Source organism: Pseudomonas danubii (assembly GCF_042980055.1).
In the GTDB taxonomy this organism is placed as follows: domain Bacteria; phylum Pseudomonadota; class Gammaproteobacteria; order Pseudomonadales; family Pseudomonadaceae; genus Aquipseudomonas; species Aquipseudomonas danubii.
Genome location: NZ_CP116502.1, coordinates 929885 through 951788 on the forward strand (window position 1 = coordinate 929885; position 21904 = coordinate 951788).

Below are 21904 nucleotides of genomic sequence, written 5' to 3' on the forward strand. Positions count from 1 at the left end.
GTAGGCTGCGCGTTCATTTCGCCAGCATCCAGACAATGCTCCAACAATTTCTTCAGGATTTCGGCTATTTCGCCCTCTTTCTCGGTACGTTTTTCGAAGGCGAAACCATTCTGGTTCTAGCCGGGTTTCTAGCGTTCCGCGGATACATGGATATCAACCTGGTGATGGTGGTTGCCTTCTTCGGCAGCTACGCCGGTGACCAGCTGTGGTACTTCCTGGGGCGCAAGCATGGCCGCAAGTTGCTGGCGCGCAAACCGCGCTGGCAAATGATGGGCGATCGGGCGCTGGAGCATATCCGCAAGCATCCGGATATCTGGGTGCTGAGCTTCCGCTTCGTCTATGGCCTGCGCACCGTGATGCCAGTGGCCATTGGTCTGTCAGGCTATCCGCCGGGCCGCTACCTGCTGCTCAACGGCATCGGCGCGGCCGTCTGGGCCGTGGCCCTGGCCCAGGCCGCCTACCATTTCGGCGCGGTCATGGAAGGCATGCTCGGCAGCATCAAGAAGTACGAGCTGTGGGTGCTGGGCGCGTTGCTGGTACTGGGTTTCGGCCTGTGGCTGCGCCGACGCTTCAAGAACGCCCGTCTGGCCAAGCAGATCTATGATGCCGAACAAGCCGCCGAACAGGCCAAGGCCAAGGCTTCGACGACATCAGTGGAGTAACTCGCCGGTCATTGGCATGCTGTCAGCACCCTGAACCAGGAGAAAAACCATGAGCAAAAAAGTTGCAGTGATCCTTTCCGGTTGCGGCGTGTTCGACGGTGCCGAGATCCACGAAAGCGTGATGACCCTGCTGCGCCTCGACCAGCGCGGCGCCCAGGTGCAGTGCTTTGCCCCGAACATCCCGCAGATGCATGTGCTCAACCATCTGACCGGCGAAGCCATGCCCGAGACCCGCAACGTGCTGGTGGAATCGGCGCGCATTGCTCGTGGCCAGGTCAAGGACTTGCGCGAGGCCAATGTCGAAGACTTCGACGCGCTGATCGTGCCCGGCGGTTTCGGGGCAGCCAAGAACCTCTCCAGCTTTGCCACCGAAGGCGCGGCCTGCACAGTCCAGGCGGACGTCCTGGCTCTGGCCGAAGCCTTTGCCGAAGCGGGCAAACCGGTGGGCCTGATGTGCATCGCTCCGGCCCTGGCGGCGAAGATCTATGGTCCTGGCGTGACCTGCACCATCGGCAACGATGCCGATACCGCAGCGGCCCTGGGCAAAATGGGCGCCAGCCACACCGAATGCGCAGTAGGCGACATCGTCGAAGACAAAGCGCGCAAACTGGTGAGCACCCCGGCCTATATGCTGGCGCAATCCATCAGCGAAGCCGCCTCCGGGATCAACAAGCTGGTAGACCGGGTGCTGGAACTGACCCACGAAGGCGAGCAGTGACTCCCTGACACCTCGTTTCGGGAGGAGCCGCTGGTTCCTCCTTCAGGCCTGACGCGCCAGCCGGGTCAGAATCCGGTCCAGAGCATTGGCGAAGGCCTGCTTCTCCCGCTCGCCATAAGGCGCCTGTCCGCCACTGACCTGCCCCTGCTCCCGCAGATCGGTGAACAGATTACGCACCGCCAGGCGCTCCCCCATGTTCTGCGCATCGAACTCCTTGCCACGCGGGTCCAGGGCCGACACACCCTTTTTCACCAAGCGGTCGGCCAAGGGCACATCACTGCAGATCACCAGCTCACCGGGCACGGCATGCTCCACCAGATAATCGTCGGCAGCATCCGGGCCACTGGGCACCACAATCAGTTTGACGCAGGCGAAAGCCGGCTTGATCTGCGCTTGCCCGGCCACCAGCACCACCTCGAACTGGCGCTTCAAGGCAAAGCGCACCACCTGATCCTTGGCCGCCTTGGGGCAAGCGTCGGCATCGATCCAGACACGCATTGATGTTCTCCTCACAAAATGCAAAACGGGCAAGCCAGCCCCCGCAGGAGCGGGCTCGCCCGCGATCAGCGACGCTGTCGACTCAAGACGCGCGCAGTCGCTGCTTCTCACTCATGCGGCTGCGACTGTACAGCACCACGATCGCCAGGATCGCCACAGCCTGAGCCCCCAGCGAGTAGGCATCGGCATGAATGCCCAGCCAGTCGAAATCGAAGAAGGCTACTGGCCGGGTGCCGAAGATGCCCGCTTCCTGCAAGGCCTTGACCCCGTGCCCGGCAAATACCACCGACAAGGCACACAGCAGCGCCGCGTTGATGCCGAAGAACAGCGCCAGAGGCAGCTTGGCCGAGCCCCGCAGGATCACCCACGCCAGGCCCACCAGCAACACCAGAGCGGTGGCACCACCAGCCATGACCGCGTTATGCCCGGCTGGGCCTGCCTGCAGCCACAGGGTCTCGTAGAACAGGATCACCTCGAACAGCTCGCGGTACACCGAGAAGAACGCCAGCACGGCAAAACCGAAACGCCCGCCGCCGCCCACCAGGCTGCTCTTGATGTAATCCTGCCAGGCCGCCGCATGCCGACGATCGTGCATCCATACCCCGAGCCACAGCACCATGACACTGGCGAACAACGCCGTGGCACCCTCCAGCAGCTCCCGCTGGGAACCGCTGACGTCGATCACATAAGCCGCCAGGGCCCAGGTGGCCAGGCCGGCCAACAGCGCCAGGCCCCAGCCGACGTTGACACTGCGCACCGCCGATTGCTGGCCGGTATTACGCAGGAACGCAAGGATCGCCGCCAGCACCAGAATGGCTTCCAGGCCTTCGCGCAGGAGGATCAGCAAACCGGAGATAAAACTCAGGGACCAGCTCAGGCTGTCGCCACCCAACAACTCGGCGGACGCCTTGAGCTTGGCCTTGGCGGCGTCCAGGCGCTGTTCGGCCTGGGCCACCGGCAATCCGTCCTGCAACGACTGCCGGTAGGCCATCAGGGCCTTCTCCGTGTCCTTGCGCACCGTGGCATCGACGTTGTCCAGGGAGCTTTCCACCAGTTCGAAACCTTCCAGGTAAGCCGCTACCGAAAGATCGTAGGCTTGCTCATGCTCGCCGTTGCGATAGGCCGCGAGACTCTTGTCCAGGGTCGAAGCGGTGTAGTCCAGCAACTGCGCCGGGCCACGCTTGACCTGAGGCGGCTGGGCCCGCTGGGCACGGAAAGTGGCCGCTGCCTGCGGCCCCTGAGCAGCCAGCACTTCAGCAGGCGTCTGCCGGGCCAGGTCGGCCAGATTGAAGCTCTGCTCGCCCTTGGCCGCCGCAGGATCGGCGCTGAACCCGGCGATGTAGGTGGCCAGGTCCCAGCGCTGCCGGTCATCCAACTGATCGGCGAAGGCCGGCATGTCGGTGCCTTCGACCCCCAGCCCCAGGGTGTTGTAGACCGCGTACAAGCTCAGGCGATCAAGGCGCTCGGCATCCCGCAGATTGGCCGGCGGCGGGGTCATGCCCACACCTGCCGGACCATCGCCTGCGCCTTTCTCCCCATGGCAGACCGAGCAATGCTGGGCATACAGCGGCGCACCGCGAGCAGGGTCCGGGGTGATGACCGGCGCCTGGCTGACCTCATAGGCCACCGCCAGCTTGGCCCCCATCTGCCGCGCCAGCCGTGCCACTTGGCTGCCCTCGACGCGATCGTCCACCGCTTTGCGCAGGCTGGCGACACCCTGCTCCAGCTCGGCTTTCTCCGGCTTGGCCGGCAGGTCGGCGATCAGCCCCTGCAGGACCCCGAGAAACTCCACCTGCTCGCGGTATTCGGACTCGTCGATGACCTTGCCGGCTTCAACCGTGGGCGGGTAATCGGCGCCAATGTAATCCAGCAGATGCAGGGCCTTGGGCGCGCCATCGACGGTATCGGCCAGCAGGTTGAAGCTGCAGAGCGCGAGCAGCGGCAGCACCAGCAATGCCAGTAAACGGGAAGGGCCAGTCATGAACGAATCTCAAATGGAAATACGAAGTAACATATTGTTCACTCCCAATGAGTTTCACTCAAGGCTTATCCGCCTGTTGCAACACTTGCGCCGACCAGCGCCTGTCCGACACCACCCAGGTGACCCGCCTGCGCCTGAAAAAAGGCCAACACCGACTGACCCTGGGCAAGACCGGCGAGCTGCGCTTCAAGCTGGACCAGCGCTACCAGGTCATCAGCCTGCGGCGCGTGGGCGATCAGCTGTTCGTCATCGCCCCCGCGACCCTGGAAAAGAACCCGCTGGCGGCCTGGTTCGACCACCAATGAGCAGCCGCTCACATAGTGGCAAACACCAATCAAATTGAAGTTAAAAAGCCATTACAGCGCCAGAATCCACGTTTATAATGCCGCGCCCTCTTTATAGCGAGACGGCATTTAAGCTCCTCTTTTTATGAGGAATTGGCAGCGTAGCCGCAGTTCCTGCCAATGGGTTCGTCCAGCCCGACCCGCACGCCAGGCTGTCTCATTCAGGGAAGAAGAAGTACCCATGGCATCCCGCGTCCTCACCTCGATTGCGCTCGGCGCAGTCACCCTGCTCGCAGGCTGTTCGGCCTTTCGCAGCTACGACAACGAGCTTCAGGAAACCAACCAGCAACTGCGCGCCGGCAACCTCGATGCCGCCCTGACCCTGCTGGAAAAAAACAACAAGGGTGAAGACAAGGACCTGCTCTATTACTTCGAAAAGGGCGAGTTGCTGCGGGCCAAGGGCGACCTCAATGGCAGCCAGGCCGCCTGGGGCCATGCCGATCAGGTCGTGGGCAACTGGGAAGACTCGGTCAAGCTCGACACCGACAAGTACCTGGCCCAGTTCGGCAGTTTCCTGGTCAACGACAAAGTCCGTCGCTACGAAGGCTATGACTACGAAAAGGTCATGCTGACGACCCAGATGGCCATGAACCTGCTGGCCAGCAACGACTTCGACGGCGCCCGCATGGCGATCAAGAAGACCCACGAACGCGAAGCGGTGATCGCCGAACTGCGGGACAAGGAATACCTCAAGCGCGAGGACGAAGCCGAGAAGCAAGGGGTTAAAACCGAGTACAAGGACCTCAAGGGCTATCCCGTGGAAGCCCTCGATGCTCCCGATGTGGTCAACCTGAAGAACAGCTACCAGAGTGCGTTCAGCCACTACCTGGCCGGCTTCGTCTATGAAGCCCTGGGCGAGAAGGACCTGGCGGCTCCCGGCTACCGCAAGGCTGCGGAACTGCGTCCCAACACGCCCTTGCTGGAACAGGCCCTGCTGAACCTGGACGCCCCCGTGGAACCGGTGAAAGTCGAAGCCACGGGCAAATCCTCGGCCAAGTCCAAACGCAAGACGGCAGCCAAGGCTCCGGTCAAGGCTCCCGTGGTAGCGGCCCTGGCGGCCGATGAGAGCGACGTGCTGATCGTGGTGCAAAGCGGCCTGGCCCCGGCCCGGGACTCGGTGCGCATTCCCCTGCCGCTGCCGATCAACGGCAACCTGGTCATCACCCCACTGTCGTTCCCGGTGATCAAGGCCGATACCTCGACCCAGACCTTCACCCAGATCGGCATCGATGGTCAGCAGCAGAACCTGACCTTGCTCAACAGCACCACCGCCATGTCCCGCCGCGCCCTGCGTGACGACATGCCGGGGATCATCCTGCGCACCACCGTGCGTGCAGTGACCCGTGGCGTGGCGCAAAAGAACCTCAACGAGGTCAACCCCCTGGCCGGCCTGGCCGTGGGCCTGGCTTCGGCGGTGACCGAAGGGGCCGATACCCGCACCTGGCGCACCCTGCCGGACAACACCCAGGTCGCCCGCCTGCGTCTCAAGCAGGGCGAGCACAGCCTCAGCCTGCCTAACGCCCAGGGCGGCACTCAAGTGCAGGTCAAGGTTGATCAGCGCTATCAGGTGATCGCCCTGCGCGTGGTGGGCAACCAGGTGTTCAGCAGCGGCCTGGCCGCTCATGTCATCCCGAACAACGCCGGCCAGAACATGGCCAGCAACCAACGTCCTTAAGCGGAGCCCTCCATGCGCCTGAAACTCCTCGCTGTTGCCGCACTGGCCCTTCTGGCCGGTTGCGCCACCCCGCCACCTCCTGCTCCCGGCAGCGCCGCGAGCAAGGTGGTGGTGATGAACAAGTTCAACAACATCGCCATCGGCGCGATGCGGGTCGCCCGTGAAAACGGCTTCCTGACGGTCAAGGTGGCACTGAACAACACCAGCCACACCAACATGACCATGTACTACCGCTTTGTCTGGCTGGGTGACGACGGTTTCCCGGTTGCCGATGAAGAAAGCTGGAAAGTCTTCAACCTGTACGCGGCCCAGGCCACCTTCTTGCCGGCCATCGCGCCGGTGCCCAAGGCCACTGACTTCCGCCTGGAAGTCAAAACCCAATAAGCCGTTCCTGAACCCGATCAAGAGAGCACTTCCATGTTTGCACGCTTTTCCTTCCTCGCCGTGGTCGCCCTGCTGGCCAGCGGCTGCGCCAATAACTCCCCGGTCCTGGGCGGCAAGAACATCAGCTACGGCGACAGCAAGGCCGTGGAACTGGTGACCAACGAGTTCGGTTCCACCGACCTGCAGATGATCGCCGAATCCATGACCCGCTCCCTGGCCCAGTCCGGCATCCTCCAGGGTCGCCCGGTGGTGCAGGTCTACGATGTGAAGAACAAGACCAGCGAGTACATCGACACCCGCGAGATCACCACCTCGATCAAGACCCAGCTGATGAAGTCCGGCACCGCCCGCTTCGCCAGCGACAACACCGCCATGCAGAGCCAGGTCGACCAGCTCAAGCTGCAGAACCAGAGCGGCCTGTACAAGAAATCCACCGTGGCCAAGACTGGCAACATGGTCGCCGCCAAATACCGTCTTGAAGGCTCCATTAGCTCCATCGTCAAGCGCAGCAGCGACTACAAGGACGTCTTCTACAAATTCAGCCTGCAACTGATCGACGTCGAGAGCGGTCTGGCCGAGTGGATGGACGAGAAAGAGATCCGCAAGACCACGGAGCGCTAAACAATGCGTGCATGGATTGGCATCCTGGCCCTGGCCTGTGCGTTCAGCGCCCAGGCGGCCCCGAAAGTTGCAGTCATGGACCTGGCCTACCAGGAACGTGTGCAGGAATACATTCACGTGGTTTCGGCCCAGCAGAACTACCGCGAGGGCTACTACAGCTCCAGCGGTTCGGCCAGCTACAACGAACTGGAAGCCAGCACCAGCTACATCGAAGAAGGCGAACTGCGCAAGTTCACCGGTGATATCAAGGGCGGCATTCTCAAGTCCGGGATGTTCCAGCTGGTGCAGGGTTCGCCCCACACCGACGCGTCCAAGACCAACGTCTACGACATCATCAAGCGCATCAAGGCGGGCAACTTCAAGGGTGCCGACTACGTGCTGTTCGGCACGGTGTCGGACATCGACTTCACCCAGGACATCAACGAGCTGGCCAATACCAACAGCTACTCGGCGGTACTGGGCCTGACCCTGGTGGCGGACTTCAGCCTGATCAACACCCGCACCTTCGAGATCACCTCGGCGTTCACCGCCATGGGCGAAGGCCAGGACACCAAGCTGGTGAACAGCCGCGACATCCGTGTCTCGCTGAACCGGCCACGGGTGGTACGCGAAGTCTCCAAGGCCCTGGGCGAAGACGTTACCCGGCAGATGGCCGAGCAGCTGGGTCGCGGTGGCTACGAGCAACCGGGGCAAGCGCCGATGCGCAACAACCTGCCGCCGGACACAGCGCCGGTAATCCTGCGCTAAGCCGTACGCAAACGAAAAAGGCGACCCGTGGGGTCGCCTTCTTTTGTCTCTGGAGAACTTAGGCCGCGGCTTTGCGAATGGTCGCCAGGAAGCCCGCCGCGCCGAGGAACAAACCGGCGAAGGTACGGTTCATCCGCCGCTGCTGGACCGGGGTACGCAACAAGCGCAGGACCCTGGACGCCAGCCCGGTGTAGCCGGCCATGACGATCAGGTCGACCACGATCATGGTGGCGCCGAGAATCAGGTACTGCTGGACCAGCGGCGCATGGGGGTCGATGAACTGCGGCAGTACCGCCAGCATGAACACCAGGGCCTTGGGGTTGCTGATGTTCACCAGGAAGCCGCGAAACACCAGGGCCAGAGGCTTGCCAAGGGGACGGATGGCCGCGTCATCGCTGAGATCGCTGGGCAGCGCGCGCCATTGCTTGACCGCCAGGTACACCAGGTAGGCCACACCGAACCACTTGATTGCATAGAAGGCGGTGGCAGATGCGGCAAGGATGGCGCCAACACCGGCGGCGACAATGGCAATCTGCAAGGCCAGGCCCAGTTGCAGGCCCAGGGCGTTCCAGTAACCGCGCCAGAAACCGTATTGCAAGCCACAGGACATCGACGCAATGGCGCCGGCTCCCGGAGAAAGACTGATTACCCAACTGGCGGCAAAGAACGCCAGCCATGTTTCAAGCACCATCGCACACCTCGGATCGGATTGGTCGTGACTGCCTAAGCTAATCCTCCGACCCGCGGCTGACTATATTTTTTTCGCCCAAAGGTGATGCACGGCCCTGTAGCCGCTGCCGCAGGCTGCGATAGGTCCGCAGGACCAGGGGCAATAGCTGCGCAGCCGTTCGCAGCCTGCGGCAGCGGCTACAGAGGAAGGGATTACTTTTCGCCAGTTCCTACCGGCAGCACATCGCTGCCGCGCCAGCGACGCACCGAGCGCTGGAAGAACAGGCTGTTGGGCACCTGGACCATGGCGCTGCCGGTGCCGGCTTCTTCGGACTCGATCAGGGTGGTGTACAGCAGGTTGATCGCCACGACCCGGCCCTTGACGCCAGGCTTGTCGACGGTGTCCACCAACTCCACCACGTCACCCAGGCGGAAGGGGCCAACGGTGAAGATCAGGATCGCGCACAGCAGGTTGGAGAGCACACTCCACATGGCGAAGAAGGCCACCGCCGCCACGGCGACAAAGCCGGACAGGGCGGTCCACAACACCGTGGCGGAAACCCCCAGGCGCTCCAGGACGAAGATCACCGCGCTGCCCATGATCAGCCAGCGCAGACCGCCGCGCAGGGGCATCAGCAACTGCGGCGGGAACGGGTAACGCTCGCCCAGACGGGTCAGGCAACGGGCGACAAAACGCTGGGCCAGATAGCCCGCCAGGAGAATCAGCAGGATCTGCACGCCCACCCACAACGGAGCGACCCACTGCGCCGGCAATGGCAGTTGCAACGCTTCCATCAGGACAGTGCCTCGAGTTCTGCCTGCATGCTTTCCAGCAACTCCAGGGCTTCCATCCAGGCCTCTTCCAGTTCGGACTCGCGAGTCTTGAGCTTGGCTTGCTCAGCCAACAGGTCCCGCAGCTCGTCCTTGCGCGCCGCTTCGTAAAGACCGCTGTCGCCCAGGCTGGTCTCGATCTTGGCCAGGCGCTCATGGACCTTGCCCAGCTCGGCTTCCAACTTGTCGGCCTCGCGCTTGTGCGGTGCCAACTGCTGACGCAAAGCAGCCGCGGCCTGGCGCTGGGCTTTCTTGTCGGTCTTGTCCGGGTTGACCGGCGTGTTGCTGACCGGGGCATTGCGCTGGCGGTAGTCCACCAGCCAACGGGTGTAGTCATCCAGGTCGCCGTCGAACTCCTCGACCTTGCCGTCGGCCACCAGGAAGAAGTTGTCCGTGGTGCTCTTGAGCAGATGGCGATCGTGGGAGACCACCAATACCGCGCCGCTGAACTCTTGCAGGGCCATGGTCAGGGCCAGGCGCATCTCCAGGTCCAGGTGGTTGGTGGGTTCGTCGAGCAGCAACAGGTTCGGCCGCTCCCAGGCGATCAGGGCCAGGGCCAAGCGAGCCTTTTCACCGCCGGAGAAATTCAGCACCGGCTCGTCGATCCGCGCGCCACGGAAGTCGAAGCCACCGAGGAAGTCGCGCAGGGTCTGCTCGCGCTCGGTGGGCGCCAGCCGCTGCAGGTGCAGCAAGGGGCTGGCCTTGGAATCCAGGGAGTCCAATTGATGCTGGGCAAAGTAGCCCACCACAGTGTTCTCGCCCCGGGTCAGACGGCCGGACAACGGCTGCAGCTCACCGGAGAGGTTCTTGATCAGGGTCGACTTGCCGGCGCCGTTAGGGCCCAGCAGGCCGATCCGTGCGCCCGGCGTCAGTTGCAGCTTGACCTTCTCCAGCACCGCGCGCTCGCCATACCCCAGACGGGCATCAGAGAGATCGATCAGCGGGCTGGAAATCTTCGTCGACTCGCGGAAGGTGAAGTCGAACGGCGAGTCCACATGGGCCGCCGACAGCTCCTCCATGCGCTCCAGGGCCTTGATGCGGCTCTGGGCCTGGCGAGCCTTGGTGGCCTGGGCCTTGAAGCGGGCAATGTAGCTTTCCATGTGCGCCCGTTGCGCCTGCTGCTTCTCGTAGGCCTGCTGTTGCTGGGCCAGCCGCTCGGCACGGGCCCGCTCAAAGGCGCTGTAGCCACCACGATAGAGGGTGATCTTGCGCTGGTCGACGTGAGCCACGTGATCCACCACGGCATCGAGGAAATCCCGATCGTGGGAGATCAACAGCAAGGTGCCGGGATAACCCTTGAGCCAGTCTTCGAGCCAGATGATGGCATCGAGGTCCAAGTGGTTGGTGGGTTCGTCGAGCAACAAGAGGTCCGACGGGCACATCAGCGCCTGGGCCAGGTTCAGGCGCATCCGCCAGCCCCCGGAGAAGTCGCCGACCTGGCGGTCCATCTGTTCGTTGGTGAAGCCCAGTCCGGCCAGCAGCTTGCGCGCCCTCGCGTCAGCGGTGTAGCCGTCGGCGCTGTCCAGCTCGGCGTGCAGGCGCGCTTGCGCGCCACCGTCATGGGCCGCTTCGGCGGCGGCCAGTTCACGCTGCACCTGGCGCAGACGCAGGTCGCCGTCGAGCACATAGTCCACGGCCAGGCGCTCGAGGGTGTCGACCTCCTGACGCATGTGGGCAATGCGCCAATCGGCGGGCAGGAAGCAGTCACCCGAATCCGGATGCAGCTCGCCGCGCAGCAAGGCGAACAGGCTGGATTTGCCGGCGCCGTTGGCACCGATCAGGCCGGCTTTCTGGCCGGCGTGCAGGGTCAGCTCGGCGTCTTCTAGCAGACGTTGCGGGCCACGCTGTAAAGTCAGGTTCTGAAGTCGAATCATAATGGCGGCGGAGTCTACCAGCTTCGCTCGCAACTGGCGCGAGTAGCACTATGTCCTCTGACCTGTGGAATTTTTCCCTGACCATTTATGCCCTTCCCGGCGTGCAGGAAGCCTGCCTGCAACTACAGGACGAAGGTGCCAATGTCTGCCTGCTGCTCTGTGGTGCCTGGCTTGGCCAGCGTGGCGTCCGCTGCGATAGCCAGCGCCTGGAGCAGTTGAAAGAGCTCGCGGCGCCTTGGCACCGGGACGTGGTTCAACCTTTGCGCGACTTGCGCATTGGCTGGCGCGATGCGGCCCGCGAAGACCTTGAGTTGAGTGCCTTGCGCGAACAGGTCAAGACCCTGGAACTGGAAGCCGAACGGCAATTGCTGTTGCGTTTGCAGGAGCGGGTACGGGAATGGCCGGAGGTTCAAGCGAAGAGCCTGGAAGACTGGCTTGAAGGATTGGCGGCCGGAGCCGCCGAACGCAACCGCGACGCGCTGCAGGTGCTGCGCGTCGCGGCGACCGGCGCTTAAGAAGCGCTGGAAGGAGTACCGGCAGTTACCGGAGCGGGAGCGGCAGGAGCTGTGCTCGCAGCCGCTGCTGGCGAGGCTGCTGGCGCGGGTGCAGCGGGCTTGGCCGCAGCCGGTGCTGGAGCCGCTGGCTTGGCTGCCGGGGTGGCGGATTTGGCCACAGCAGGTTTGGCTGCTGCAGGCTTGGCCGCCGGCTTTTTCGCAGCCGGTTTGGCCGCAGGCTTGGCTGCTGGTTTAGCAGCCGACGATGCTGCTGGCTTGGCAGCTACTGCAGGTTTGCTGGCGGGTTTGGCAGCAGGTTTGGCCGGCGCTTTTGCGGCGGCAGGTTTGGCTGCGGGTTTGGCTGCGACAGGTTTAGCGGCAGCTGTTTTAGCCGCTGCGGGTTTGGCCGCAGGCTTGGCTGCTGGTTTAGCGGCAGGTTTGGCTGCTACAGATTTGGCGGCAGGTTTGGCCACTGGCTTGGCGGCGGCAGGCTTGGCTGCGGCGGCTTTGGCTGCTGGCTTGGCGGCAGCGGTCTTGGCGGCAACAGGTTTGGCAGGCGCAGGCTTGGCGGCAGGTTTAGCCGCTGCGGGTTTGCTCGCCGCGGGTTTAGCTGCGCTGGCAGCCGCTTTTTTCGCCACTGGTTTGGCGGCAGATTTGGCTGGTGCTTTAGCTGCAGGCTTGGCCGCTGGTTTCTTCGCCGCGACAGCTACCGGCTTGGCATCACGAGTGCTCAATGCCTTGGCTACTGCTTCTTTCACACGACCAACGCCTTGAGCCAGTTTCAGGCTTTCCTGGGCATCGCGCTTGAGTTGCAGAATGTAGCTGCGGGTTTGTGCCTGGCGCTCTTTCAATGCGTCCAGCAAGTCTTCGAGTTCTTTCACCGCGGTCTTGGCCTTGGCTTGTGCCTTGGCCTTGCCGGCCGCCGCAGCGTCCTGCAATTTGGTGCGCGATTTGTGCAGTTTTTCCTGCGCTTTACCCCGTTGTTTTTCCAGCTTGGCGAGCAGTTTTTCAGCATCAGCCAAGGCTTGGGAACAAGCGTTTTCCAAATGTTCGAGCAGGCTGCCCGACAGCTGTTGGAGCAAATGCAACGGAGTATTTACAGGCTTCTTATTGGCCGACATGGTTTACCTCCTGGCTGACGTGAGTTGCGGCTCATACTAGACCTCTGCTGCTACCGCCGCTAGGGCATGTTGACAGTATCGAAAGCCCGGCGTTGCAGCGGATTGAAAATGTTCTTCGCCGTCATCGAAGTTGCTCACCAACCCGTGCTTTGTCGCTGGCATAATCCACCGCTACTCAGGCCGGAGAGTGCCCATGTCGCGTTACCTGTTTTTATCCCTGAGCCTGTTCTTGCCACTGGCTCAGGCTGCTGCCGAAGCGCCGCCCAATGACGCTCACGACCTTGCCTACAGCCTGGGCGCAAGCCTCGGTGAACGACTGCGTGACGAAGTGCCCGATCTGCAGATCCAGGCATTGGTCGAGGGTTTGAAAGCCGCTTATCAAGGCAAGCCACTGGCCCTAAAAACCGAACGCATCGAACAGATCCTGGCTCAGCACGATGCACGGATCAGCGAGCAGTCGAGCAAGTCGAAAACTGAAGCGGCCCTGGAAAACGAACGACGTTTTCTCGACCAGGAAAAGGCCAAGCCCGGCGTTCGCCAACTGGCCGATGGCATTCTCCTGACCGAGCTGGCACCTGGCAGTGGCAACAAGGCCAGCCCCAACGGTTCAGTCCAGGTGCGCTACACCGGACGCCTGCCCGATGGCACCGTGTTCGACCAGACCCAGCAACCGCAGTGGTTTCGCCTGGACAGCGTGATCGAAGGCTGGCGCAGCGCCTTGTCGCAGATGCCCACCGGCGCCAAATGGCGACTGGTGATTCCTTCGAATCAGGCCTACGGCACCGAAGGCGCAGGCGACCTGATCGCGCCTTACACCCCCCTGGTATTCGAGATCGAACTGCTGGGCGTTGCTGACTAAGGCACAGGAACGAAAAACGGCACGCCAAGGCGTGCCGTTCTCGTATTGCTCCGCCCTGTTTTCAGGCCTGAGCCACCGCGTCCTGCTTGTGGGCGTTATGCAGCACTTCGATCAGGCAATCTTCCAGTTCGAAGCGTTCGTGCAACAGGCCGCCCAGCTCCTTGAACTTCTGCGCCACACACTGACCCGCATCACACAGGTCGTTGAACGCCAGGAGCTTTTCAGTGATCACATCAATACGCGGATAGATGGTATCGGCCAGCTCAAGCCCGCGCTTGTCGCCAAAGGCCTTGGCTTCGCTGGTGAGCTGCTCGTAGATTTCAAAATGACCGGCGGAAACGTAGTCCACCAGAATCCCGCAGAATTCCTGCAGCGATTTCTTGCTCTCGCTCAGGGCTTCGGGCTCGGCACCCAACGCATCATAGGCTCGAACCAGTTCGTGACGCTCCTGCAACCAGCGGTCGATCAGCAGATGCACTCCACCCCAGCGTTCCTGAGCATTCTGACAACTTTCGAGCATGGTGATCTCTCTTCCCTTATGGGTCATGCCGCTTGCCCGCCGCCCCCCTTCTGGAGACTCTGGATCCGGTCAGGCGCAACAGCATCGAGCAACATAATTCCAGTGACGCGTGCGGGCCAGATTATGCCCGCTCGACAACAGCATCAAGGTACGCAGGAGATAAAGTTCATACAAGCGTTTAATCCGCGCCCTCCCACCAAACCATGACTCAGGGCAACGCTGCAGCCTTGCGAGTGGCTCGAAACAGGCGCAGCAGACGGTAGCCGCTGAAGATCAGCATGATCACGAAAAACAGCAGGCTCCACTCCGGCAGACTCATGTCGAGCAGGGTCCAGGTGACCTCCGCGCAGTCCGATGTCCCCACGAAGGTCAATTGCAGTGCCTGCCACCAGGACAGGTTGCGCAACATGAACGGCATGTCCGGCAGGCAGGCCAGGAGTTGCTCGGAAGGAATGTTCTGCAACAACACATGACGCCCGGCAGTGATCACCCCGAACAGGCCCAGTATCAGGTTGAGCGCCCAGTAGACAGCTCGTCCCATGCGCCCCGGCCCCTGCACCACAGCCAGTAGATTGACGCCAGCGAACATCATCAGCAGCAAGCGTTGCACGCCCCACAAGGTGCAGGATTCCAGGCTACCACCGGATTGCAGGTTGAACGCCGCCCACGAGGCAAAAGCCCCCACCAGGAACACCAGGGAGAACAGCAAGCGAGAGCCGGCCAGCGACATGAGATATCCGTAACGGAGAGAAACAGGCAGCCACGGTAGAGAAAGCGCTCGCTCCTTTCAAGAAGCGCTATGCCGCAGCGGATCGACAATCAACCGTGAATGAGCCATCAACCCCAAATAAAAACAGGCCGGTTGCCTGCAACCGGCAACCGGCCCTGAAGACGCTTCAGATCCGTACCGGAACCGGCAACGGTGACGCCAGCAGGCGCTCGTCGAGCATTCCCAGGCCTTCCTGGAACAGCTGGTTGCTGCGCTCGGTATCACCCAGTTGCGCCAGCAAACGAGCCAGCTCGGCACAGGCTTCAGGATTGCGCTGCAGTCGCAGGCTGCTTTCCAGGTAGTCCCGGGCCTTGCCCCACAGACTGTTCTGCAGACACAGACGGCCCAGGGTCAGCAGCAAACTCGGGTCGTCCGCATGCTCCTTCAACCAGTGCTCGGCAGTCTGCAACTGGCGCGATGGATCGCTGCCGCGCACCAATCCGTAAAGCCGTGCCAGGTGGCTTTCATATTTGCGCTTGAGGGCTGTGCGCAGGGCCTCTTCAGCCTCGGCTCCCGCCCCCAGCTGACGCAGTTGTTCGGCGTAGGCCAGCACCAGCTGTGGCTCCTGGCGTTGGGCCGAAGTCAGTTGCTGCCAGGCTCGATTGAGAGACTGCAGGGCTGCCACCTGATCCTCTTCGCGCCGTGCCGCCAAGGTCAGGTTCTCACCCCAGGCGCGACGCTCCAGCTCCTGCAACTCGCTGGCCGGCAGGGCCTTGTCCTTGCGCAACTCGGGCAGCAAACGGATCAGCGCCGACCAGTCACCACGCTGTTGATGCAGGCGCTGCAACTGGCGCAGGACCTGAACGCTATGGGGATGGCGCTCATGCATCGCTTGCAGGGTGCTCAGGGCACCTTCGGTATCACCGCGGTCGGTCTGCAACTGGGCATGACTCAAGGCGACCGCCAGCTCGGCCTGGGGCTGGCGAGTCAGTGCCCGCTCCAACAACTGGTCGCACTCCTCATAGTGGCCTTGCTCGTTGGCGGCGCGGGCCGCACCGAGGTAATACAACAGTGGTTGACGTTCGGCCTCTGCAGCACGGTGCAGGTGTTTTTGCGCGCTGGCCCAACGACCTTCGGCAAGGTCCATCTGGCCCTGCTCGATGGCGATTTGTACCCGGCGACTCCGATTGCGCCGCGACCAGGGATTGACCACACCACCAGAGACCATCACCAATTCGATCAGCAGCTTGATGCCCCAGATCACCAACCAGATCAGCGCCACCAGGGCCAGGGTTGCCCACAGGCTCGATTCATAGCGGAAGTTGCTGTAGGCGATCAGCACGTACCCGGGATGCTCGGCAATGGCCAACCCTAACAGGCCGATGGCTGCAATGAGCAGTAGAACGATCACATAGACGCGCTTCATGGGCTCGTCTCCTGGGCGGTGTTCGCCGCAGGTTTGGCCAGAGGCTTGACTGAATCTTCAGCGTTCAGATTGCGCCGCTCGAGATAGGCCTGGACCGTGCTCAGGGTCTTGGCCAGATCCGGGGTGACAACAGTCACGGGCTGCTTGCTCAGTTCGGACAAGCGCTCAAGCATGATCTTGCTTTGCGGATTGTCCTGATTGAAGTTGCTGGTCAGTACATCACGTGCCTCGGTCAGTGCCTGGGTATAGACCGCCGCCTGACCATTCAAGGCGGCCCACTGTGCCTGCTCCAACGTCAGGCTCAGGGCCAGGCGTACCTGAGTCAGCCCCTGGCCGGCCAGCAACGGACGGATGTTCTTGTCGGCATTGAAATCGATGCGGAAATAGCGGGAGATCTGATCCCACCACTGCGCCCAGCGGCTCGCGCCGTCACCGTCGGCGGTCAGCCCCAGCAGTGACTCGCCGCGGTCCTTGTACTCCGGAGCCACGGCGCTGAGCTCAAGGACCTGATCACGCAGGGCTCCCAGTTGCAGGAACAGGCCGGTGCGATCTGGTTGCTCGGTACTGCGCAGAGCCGCCAGGCTCTTGGCCAATTGCTCGCGTGCAGCGAAAGAGCCCGGGTCGTTCTGCTCCCGCAGGATATCGTCTGCGCCCTGGACCAGTGCCTGAGCACTGCTGATGTCTTGCAGTGCAGACAGACGCAGACTGGCCAGACGCAGCAGATGCTCGGCCTCGGCCAGGCGCCAGTCCTTGCGGCTGGCGCCGAGCACGGTTTCCAAGCGCTGACTCAAGCGCTGCTGATCACCTTGCAACTGGGCCACCAGCCGCCGCCGGTCCTCCAGCTCATCGGCTGCCGGCAGTTGTTCCAGGCGTGCACTCAGGCGCTGTTCACTGAGTTTGAAACTCTGCGCCTGATCCCCCAAGGCCTGCAGCTGGCTCAGTTGCTGCTGGTTGTTGGCTTGCAGGCTGCGCACCTGCCAGATCCCCCAGCCGCCAGCGGCGACACCCGCCGCCCCCAGCAGCAGGGCCAGTATCGCCAACCCGTTGCCACGACGCTCAACGGTTGGGGTCGTGGGCTCGGCAGGTGCTTCAGGCACCGGCCGCACTTCATCTTTAGGCAAGGCTGTTTCGCTCACGTATCCATCCTTTGCGTTTAGAGAACGGGCACGGGTTGCTCCCGTAACGCCGTTAGCAAAGCCGCGGCACTGGCGCCGCGACAATCCACAACTTTTTCCGCCCCGGCGGCACGTGCCATTTCGGCGACCCGGGGGCTTGGAACAAACAACGGCATCTTCGCCAACTGCGACCAGGCTGGGCCGGCCAACTGCTGCAAGTGGCTGAAACCCTGTCCACTGCTGACCACCAGGCCGTTCAAGCGTTCCCCCTGAATCCGCTCAAGCAGCGCATCCTTGGCGTAATGCGGCAGGCACCGACGGTAGAGTTCCAGATAATCGACACTAGCACCTAGGTCACGCAAGCGCTCAGAGAGCAGCTCGCGACCGCCCTCTCCACGGACGATCAGCACCCGTGGCTCAGGCCGCCGGATAGCCTCGCGCAATTGGGGAAGTTCAAGCAAGGCTTCGCTGTCATCACCTGTTTGAGGGTAGAAAACTTGCAGACCGGCATCCGCAAGGATCTGCCCGCTACCGGCACCGACACTGAACCAGCTTTGAGCGGGAGGCTGAGGCCAATAGGCTCGCAGCAAGCCAAGGCCAAGGTGCGCGGCAGGCTTGCTGACCACGATCAGCGCACAGTAACGATCCAGTTCCAGCAGGATCGCCCGCTGCGAATCGCTGACAGGCAAGGCTTGAATCTCCAGTAGCGGCAGGCTGCTGCTGAAGACACCGACCTCAGCCAGGGTCGCTGCCAACGCAGCGCTATCTTCCCTCGGCCGAGTCAGCAGCAGGCGCCACCCGATCACTCTTCGCCCGCCTCGCCGTAGACCGCGCGCAGGATGTCATCGGCGCCCTGGGCCAACAGGTCGTCTGCCACCTTCACCCCCAGTTCAGCAGCCGACGCTCGCGGGCCACGCGCTTGCGCGCTCAACAACAGGCCACCGCTAGGCTCGCCGACCAGGCCACGCAGCCAGATCTGATCGCCTTCGAGCACCGCGTAGCAGGCAATCGGAACCTGGCAGCCACCGTTCAAATGCTTGTTCAGCGCTCGCTCGGCAGTCACCCGGCTGGCTGTGTCGGCATGATGCAGAGGCGCCAGCAACGCGTGAATTTCAGTATCGGCACTACGGCACTCGATGCCGACTGCGCCTTGGCCACCGGCGGGCAGACTCTCATCGACACTGATGGACGAACTGATGCGGTCTTCGAAGCCCAGACGGATCAGGCCGGCGGCGGCCAGGATAATGGCGTCGTACTCACCGGCATCCAACTTGGCCAGCCGAGTATTGACGTTGCCCCGCAGAAAACGAATCTGCAGATCAGGCCGACGGGTCAGCAGTTGAGCCTGGCGGCGCAGGCTGGAGGTACCCACCACGCTGCCTTCCGGCAATTGCTCAAGGCTGGCGTAGGTATTGGAAACAAAGGCGTCACGTGGATCTTCACGCTCGCAGATGCAGAACAACCCCAGGCCTTCGGGAAAGTCCATGGGCACATCTTTCATCGAATGCACAGCGATGTCGGCCTGGTTTTCCAGCAGTGCGGTTTCCAGCTCTTTGACGAACAGGCCCTTGCCGCCGATTTTCGACAGGGGCGAGTCCAGCAGTTTGTCACCGCGACTGACCATGGGCACCAGGGTCACGACGAGGCCCGGATGGGCCTCTTGCAGACGGGCTTTGACGTATTCGGCCTGCCACAAGGCCAGTGCACTTTTGCGGGTAGCGATGCGGATTTCGCGAGAGGACATGGATCAATCCGTACTGAATAGATACGGCAGATAATAACAGCTCAGCCAAAGCAGCTTTGACTTGTATCAGAAACGCAGCGCCCTCCCGACGCCAGGCTTGCCTTTTTGTGGGCCTTGAGTCGCGGTCTAGAGCTGCTGCATCATCTTGCGCACACCCGCCACATGGCGTCGGCTAACGATCAGGGCATCACCATTGAGCCCCTTGAGGTACAGCTGGAAATGTCCCAGGGGCGTACGCTGCAGTCGTTCGATCCGCTCTCGGGCCACCAGCGCATTGCGGTGAATACGCACAAAGCGCTCACCAAATTCGTCTTCCAATGCCTTCAATGGCTCATCCAGAAGCACCTCGCCGCTTTCGTGGCGCAAGGTCACATACTTGTGGTCAGCAATGAAATACACCACCTGAGCCAGAGGAATCAGCTCGATACCCTTACGGGTGCGGGCGCTGATGTGACTACGCGGGCCATTGCCGCTTTCCGCCGCCGGCCGGGTCAGGGCCGCTAACTGCACACGATTGGGCTTCTCGGCCTTTTTCAGCGCCTCCAGCAGCAGTTCTGGGCGCACGGGCTTGACCAGGTGCCCGACCCCGCTGGCATCGAAGGCCTCTAAGGCGAATTCGTCCGGGGCCGCGCAAAACACCAGCGCCGGAGGCGTCTCGCGTTCGCACAATTTTCCGGCGACCTGCAGACCGTCCAGACCCGGCATGCGGACATCGAGCAAGACGATATCCGGCTTCAGGCTGTCGATCAGGCTCAGTGCCTCTTCGCCATTGGTGGCGCTGGGCTCCAGGACACTGTATCCCTCAAGCTCACTGACCATCCGGCTCAGGCGCTCGCGGGCTAGGGGTTCGTCATCAACGATCAGGACATTCATATTGCGCTGGATTCCTGCGTGAGTCTCGCACAAGGATAGCGTAGACAGGTGGAGTGACGTCCGTCACGGCGATCCACGATAAGACTAGTGCGAAGGCCAAAAAGTGCCGCAAGTCGGGCACCAATATTTACCCGGACCTGCCCGATACCGCCCAAGGTCGGTGGATGCGCGACGGCGTTGCAGGGAATGCTGGTATTCAACACAAAGCCCCCCTCGTTACTGTGGTCGGTGTCCACCCTGGCCGCACCCGCCTCGTTTCGTGGGCGAGTTGCATGGACCTGCGCGGAGTGAACTCGATGGACAGACTCACTGCGAACACGCGAGGGGTGTTACGCAATTGTGCCGGTCCTCCTGTCCAACTGTAGACGGTTGCCAAGACGATATTGCTCAATCGATAAATATCGTTTGATCGATATCACCTTCCGCACTCAAGGCCCCCCTGTCCTGATCCACTCTGGATTGTGCCGACCTCAGTCTCTGCGCCCTCGGGACCGGCGACAAGCCACGCAGCACAGGCCCGGAGAAAAAAGCTGCCGACCAGTGCCAGCGACAGCCCAGGCAACCCTGTTATTATCGGCGCCTGTTTTTTACGCCATCTTCCTTCAGCAGATCACGAGCGAATTCATGAGCACTGACAAGACCAATCAGTCCTGGGGCGGCCGCTTCAGTGAACCCGTCGACGCCTTCGTCGCCCGCTTCACCGCCTCTGTCACTTTCGACCAGCGCCTGTATCGCCACGACATCATGGGCTCCATCGCTCATGCCACCATGCTGGCCAAGGTTGGCGTGCTCACTGACGCCGAGCGTGACAGCATCATCGACGGCCTGAAGACCATCCAGGGCGAGATCGAGGCCGGCAGCTTCGACTGGCGCGTGGACCTTGAAGACGTGCACATGAACATCGAAGCGCGCCTGACCGACCGCATCGGCATCACCGGCAAGAAGCTGCACACCGGACGCAGCCGCAATGATCAGGTGGCCACCGACATCCGCCTGTGGCTGCGGGACGAAATCGACCTGATCCTGGCCGAGATCACCCGCCTGCAAAAAGGCCTGCTGGAGCTGGCCGAGCGCGAAGCCGAAAGCATCATGCCGGGCTTCACTCACCTGCAGACCGCCCAGCCCGTGACCTTCGGGCACCACATGCTGGCCTGGTTCGAAATGCTCAGCCGCGACTACGAGCGCCTGGTGGACTGCCGCAAGCGCACCAACCGCATGCCCCTGGGCAGCGCTGCGCTGGCCGGCACCACCTACCCCATCGACCGCGAGCTGACCTGCCAGCTGCTGGGCTTCGAAGCCGTGGGCGGCAACTCCCTGGACAGCGTCTCCGACCGTGACTTCGCCATCGAATTCTGCGCCGCCGCCAGCGTGGCAATGATGCACCTGTCGCGCTTCTCCGAAGAGCTGGTGCTGTGGACCAGCGCGCAGTTCCAGTTCATCGATCTGCCGGACCGCTTCTGCACCGGCAGCTCGATCATGCCGCAAAAGAAAAACCCCGACGTACCAGAGCTGGTGCGGGGCAAGAGCGGCCGAGTGTTCGGCGCACTGATGGGCCTGCTGACCCTGATGAAGGGCCAGCCCCTGGCGTACAACAAAGACAACCAGGAAGACAAGGAACCGCTGTTCGACGCTGCCGACACTCTGCGCGACTCACTGCGGGCCTTCGCCGACATGATCCCGGCCATCAAGCCCAAGCACGCCATCATGCGTGAAGCGGCCCTGCGCGGCTTCTCCACCGCCACCGACCTGGCGGACTACCTGGTGCGCCGTGGCCTGCCGTTCCGTGACTGCCACGAAATCGTCGGCCATGCCGTGAAGTACGGTGTGGAGACTGGCAAGGACCTGGCAGAAATGAGCCTGGAAGAACTGCGCAAATTCAGCGACCAGATCGAGCAGGACGTGTTTGCCGTGCTGACCCTGGAAGGTTCGGTGAATGCCCGTAACCACATCGGCGGCACCGCTCCAGCCCAGGTCCGGGCTGCCGTGGCTCGCGGCCAGGCGTTGCTGGCCAGCCGCTAAGCCCCTGGCCGTAGGGGCCG

At 62.4% G+C, this 21904-nt stretch carries 23 protein-coding genes; 10 read left to right on the plus strand and 13 right to left on the minus strand.

All coding sequences use genetic code 11. The annotated features are described in order from the left end of the window. Positions 1-35: 35 nt before the first annotated feature. Positions 36-662 carry a DedA family protein gene (locus PFZ56_RS04415; protein WP_102862204.1) on the plus strand — a complete coding sequence of 209 codons (627 nt, stop codon included), beginning with the start codon at positions 36-38 and terminating at the stop codon, positions 660-662. A 49-nt stretch (positions 663-711) separates the two neighbouring features. Next, complete coding sequence (elbB, locus tag PFZ56_RS04420; RefSeq protein ID WP_102862205.1) at positions 712-1380, plus strand: isoprenoid biosynthesis glyoxalase ElbB; 669 nt, start codon at positions 712-714, stop codon at positions 1378-1380. 42 nt (positions 1381-1422) lie between these two features. Here the strand turns inward: elbB and PFZ56_RS04425 are convergent, their stop codons facing one another. Continuing rightward, positions 1423-1878 (minus strand): YaiI/YqxD family protein, encoded by a 456-nt coding sequence (locus PFZ56_RS04425; protein WP_102881247.1) that lies wholly within the window; start codon positions 1876-1878, stop codon positions 1423-1425. Positions 1879-1960: 82 nt separating this feature from the next. Then, positions 1961-3859, minus strand: coding sequence for a cytochrome c/FTR1 family iron permease (locus PFZ56_RS04430; protein WP_170002962.1), 1899 nt, complete (start codon positions 3857-3859; stop codon positions 1961-1963). Between the two features lie 47 nt (positions 3860-3906). Here PFZ56_RS04430 and PFZ56_RS04435 point away from each other — a divergent pair, with 47 nt between their 5' ends. From PFZ56_RS04435 to PFZ56_RS04455, 5 genes are all read left to right on the plus strand, one after another. Further along, the gene (locus tag PFZ56_RS04435; RefSeq protein ID WP_170002960.1) at positions 3907-4164 is read left to right on the plus strand and encodes a hypothetical protein; all 258 of its coding nucleotides are present in this window, start codon (positions 3907-3909) and stop codon (positions 4162-4164) included. A 220-nt stretch (positions 4165-4384) separates the two neighbouring features. Further along, complete coding sequence (locus tag PFZ56_RS04440) at positions 4385-5878, plus strand: COG3014 family protein (protein ID WP_170002958.1); 1494 nt, start codon at positions 4385-4387, stop codon at positions 5876-5878. A 12-nt stretch (positions 5879-5890) separates the two neighbouring features. Then, positions 5891-6262, plus strand: coding sequence for a YcfL family protein (locus PFZ56_RS04445; RefSeq protein ID WP_060841665.1), 372 nt, complete (start codon positions 5891-5893; stop codon positions 6260-6262). 33 nt (positions 6263-6295) lie between these two features. Beyond that, complete coding sequence (gene lpoB / locus PFZ56_RS04450) at positions 6296-6883, plus strand: penicillin-binding protein activator LpoB (protein ID WP_060841666.1); 588 nt, start codon at positions 6296-6298, stop codon at positions 6881-6883. A gap of 3 nt (positions 6884-6886) precedes the next feature. Beyond that, complete coding sequence (locus tag PFZ56_RS04455; protein ID WP_102881252.1) at positions 6887-7630, plus strand: penicillin-binding protein activator LpoB; 744 nt, start codon at positions 6887-6889, stop codon at positions 7628-7630. Between the two features lie 58 nt (positions 7631-7688). Here the strand turns inward: PFZ56_RS04455 and PFZ56_RS04460 are convergent, their stop codons facing one another. From PFZ56_RS04460 to PFZ56_RS04470, 3 genes are all read right to left on the minus strand, one after another. Then, complete coding sequence (locus PFZ56_RS04460; protein ID WP_102881253.1) at positions 7689-8321, minus strand: LysE family transporter; 633 nt, start codon at positions 8319-8321, stop codon at positions 7689-7691. A 191-nt stretch (positions 8322-8512) separates the two neighbouring features. Continuing rightward, on the minus strand, positions 8513-9094 hold the full coding sequence (locus PFZ56_RS04465; protein WP_102881254.1) for a mechanosensitive ion channel family protein: 582 nt from the start codon (positions 9092-9094) through the stop codon (positions 8513-8515). Then, positions 9094-11004, minus strand: coding sequence for an ATP-binding cassette domain-containing protein (locus tag PFZ56_RS04470; protein WP_102862213.1), 1911 nt, complete (start codon positions 11002-11004; stop codon positions 9094-9096). The genes PFZ56_RS04465 and PFZ56_RS04470 overlap by 1 nt, the downstream gene beginning before the upstream one ends. A gap of 50 nt (positions 11005-11054) precedes the next feature. Here PFZ56_RS04470 and PFZ56_RS04475 point away from each other — a divergent pair, with 50 nt between their 5' ends. Further along, positions 11055-11519, plus strand: a complete 465-nt coding sequence (locus PFZ56_RS04475) for a TIGR02444 family protein (protein ID WP_102881255.1) — start codon at positions 11055-11057, stop codon at positions 11517-11519. Here PFZ56_RS04475 and PFZ56_RS04480 read toward each other — a convergent pair. Beyond that, a complete protein-coding gene (locus PFZ56_RS04480) occupies positions 11516-12619 on the minus strand; it encodes an AlgP family protein (RefSeq protein WP_394304588.1) in 1104 nt (367 codons plus the stop codon). The genes PFZ56_RS04475 and PFZ56_RS04480 overlap by 4 nt on opposite strands. 193 nt (positions 12620-12812) lie before the next feature. Here PFZ56_RS04480 and PFZ56_RS04485 point away from each other — a divergent pair, with 193 nt between their 5' ends. After that, on the plus strand, positions 12813-13478 hold the full coding sequence (locus PFZ56_RS04485; protein ID WP_170002951.1) for an FKBP-type peptidyl-prolyl cis-trans isomerase: 666 nt from the start codon (positions 12813-12815) through the stop codon (positions 13476-13478). A gap of 61 nt (positions 13479-13539) precedes the next feature. On the opposite strand, the gene rsd is transcribed toward PFZ56_RS04485, so the two are convergent. From rsd to PFZ56_RS04520, 7 genes are all read right to left on the minus strand, one after another. Beyond that, a complete protein-coding gene (gene rsd / locus PFZ56_RS04490; RefSeq protein ID WP_170002949.1) occupies positions 13540-13998 on the minus strand; it encodes a sigma D regulator in 459 nt (152 codons plus the stop codon). A gap of 208 nt (positions 13999-14206) precedes the next feature. Continuing rightward, positions 14207-14728: a disulfide bond formation protein B gene (locus tag PFZ56_RS04495; RefSeq protein WP_170002947.1), complete on the minus strand. Its 522-nt coding sequence runs from the start codon at positions 14726-14728 to the stop codon at positions 14207-14209. 166 nt (positions 14729-14894) lie between these two features. Then, a complete protein-coding gene (locus tag PFZ56_RS04500) occupies positions 14895-16133 on the minus strand; it encodes a heme biosynthesis protein HemY (RefSeq protein WP_110652920.1) in 1239 nt (412 codons plus the stop codon). After that, positions 16130-17269 (minus strand): uroporphyrinogen-III C-methyltransferase, encoded by a 1140-nt coding sequence (locus PFZ56_RS04505; protein ID WP_170002945.1) that lies wholly within the window; start codon positions 17267-17269, stop codon positions 16130-16132. The genes PFZ56_RS04500 and PFZ56_RS04505 overlap by 4 nt, the downstream gene beginning before the upstream one ends. A gap of 17 nt (positions 17270-17286) precedes the next feature. Further along, positions 17287-18054 carry a uroporphyrinogen-III synthase gene (locus tag PFZ56_RS04510; RefSeq protein ID WP_170002943.1) on the minus strand — a complete coding sequence of 256 codons (768 nt, stop codon included), beginning with the start codon at positions 18052-18054 and terminating at the stop codon, positions 17287-17289. After that, positions 18051-18992 carry a hydroxymethylbilane synthase gene (gene hemC / locus PFZ56_RS04515; protein ID WP_102881262.1) on the minus strand — a complete coding sequence of 314 codons (942 nt, stop codon included), beginning with the start codon at positions 18990-18992 and terminating at the stop codon, positions 18051-18053. The genes PFZ56_RS04510 and hemC overlap by 4 nt, the downstream gene beginning before the upstream one ends. A gap of 126 nt (positions 18993-19118) precedes the next feature. Further along, positions 19119-19865: a LytTR family DNA-binding domain-containing protein gene (locus tag PFZ56_RS04520; protein WP_102862223.1), complete on the minus strand. Its 747-nt coding sequence runs from the start codon at positions 19863-19865 to the stop codon at positions 19119-19121. Between the two features lie 624 nt (positions 19866-20489). Here PFZ56_RS04520 and argH point away from each other — a divergent pair. Continuing rightward, positions 20490-21884, plus strand: a complete 1395-nt coding sequence (gene argH / locus PFZ56_RS04525; RefSeq protein ID WP_102862224.1) for an argininosuccinate lyase — start codon at positions 20490-20492, stop codon at positions 21882-21884. Positions 21885-21904: the final 20 nt, after the last annotated feature.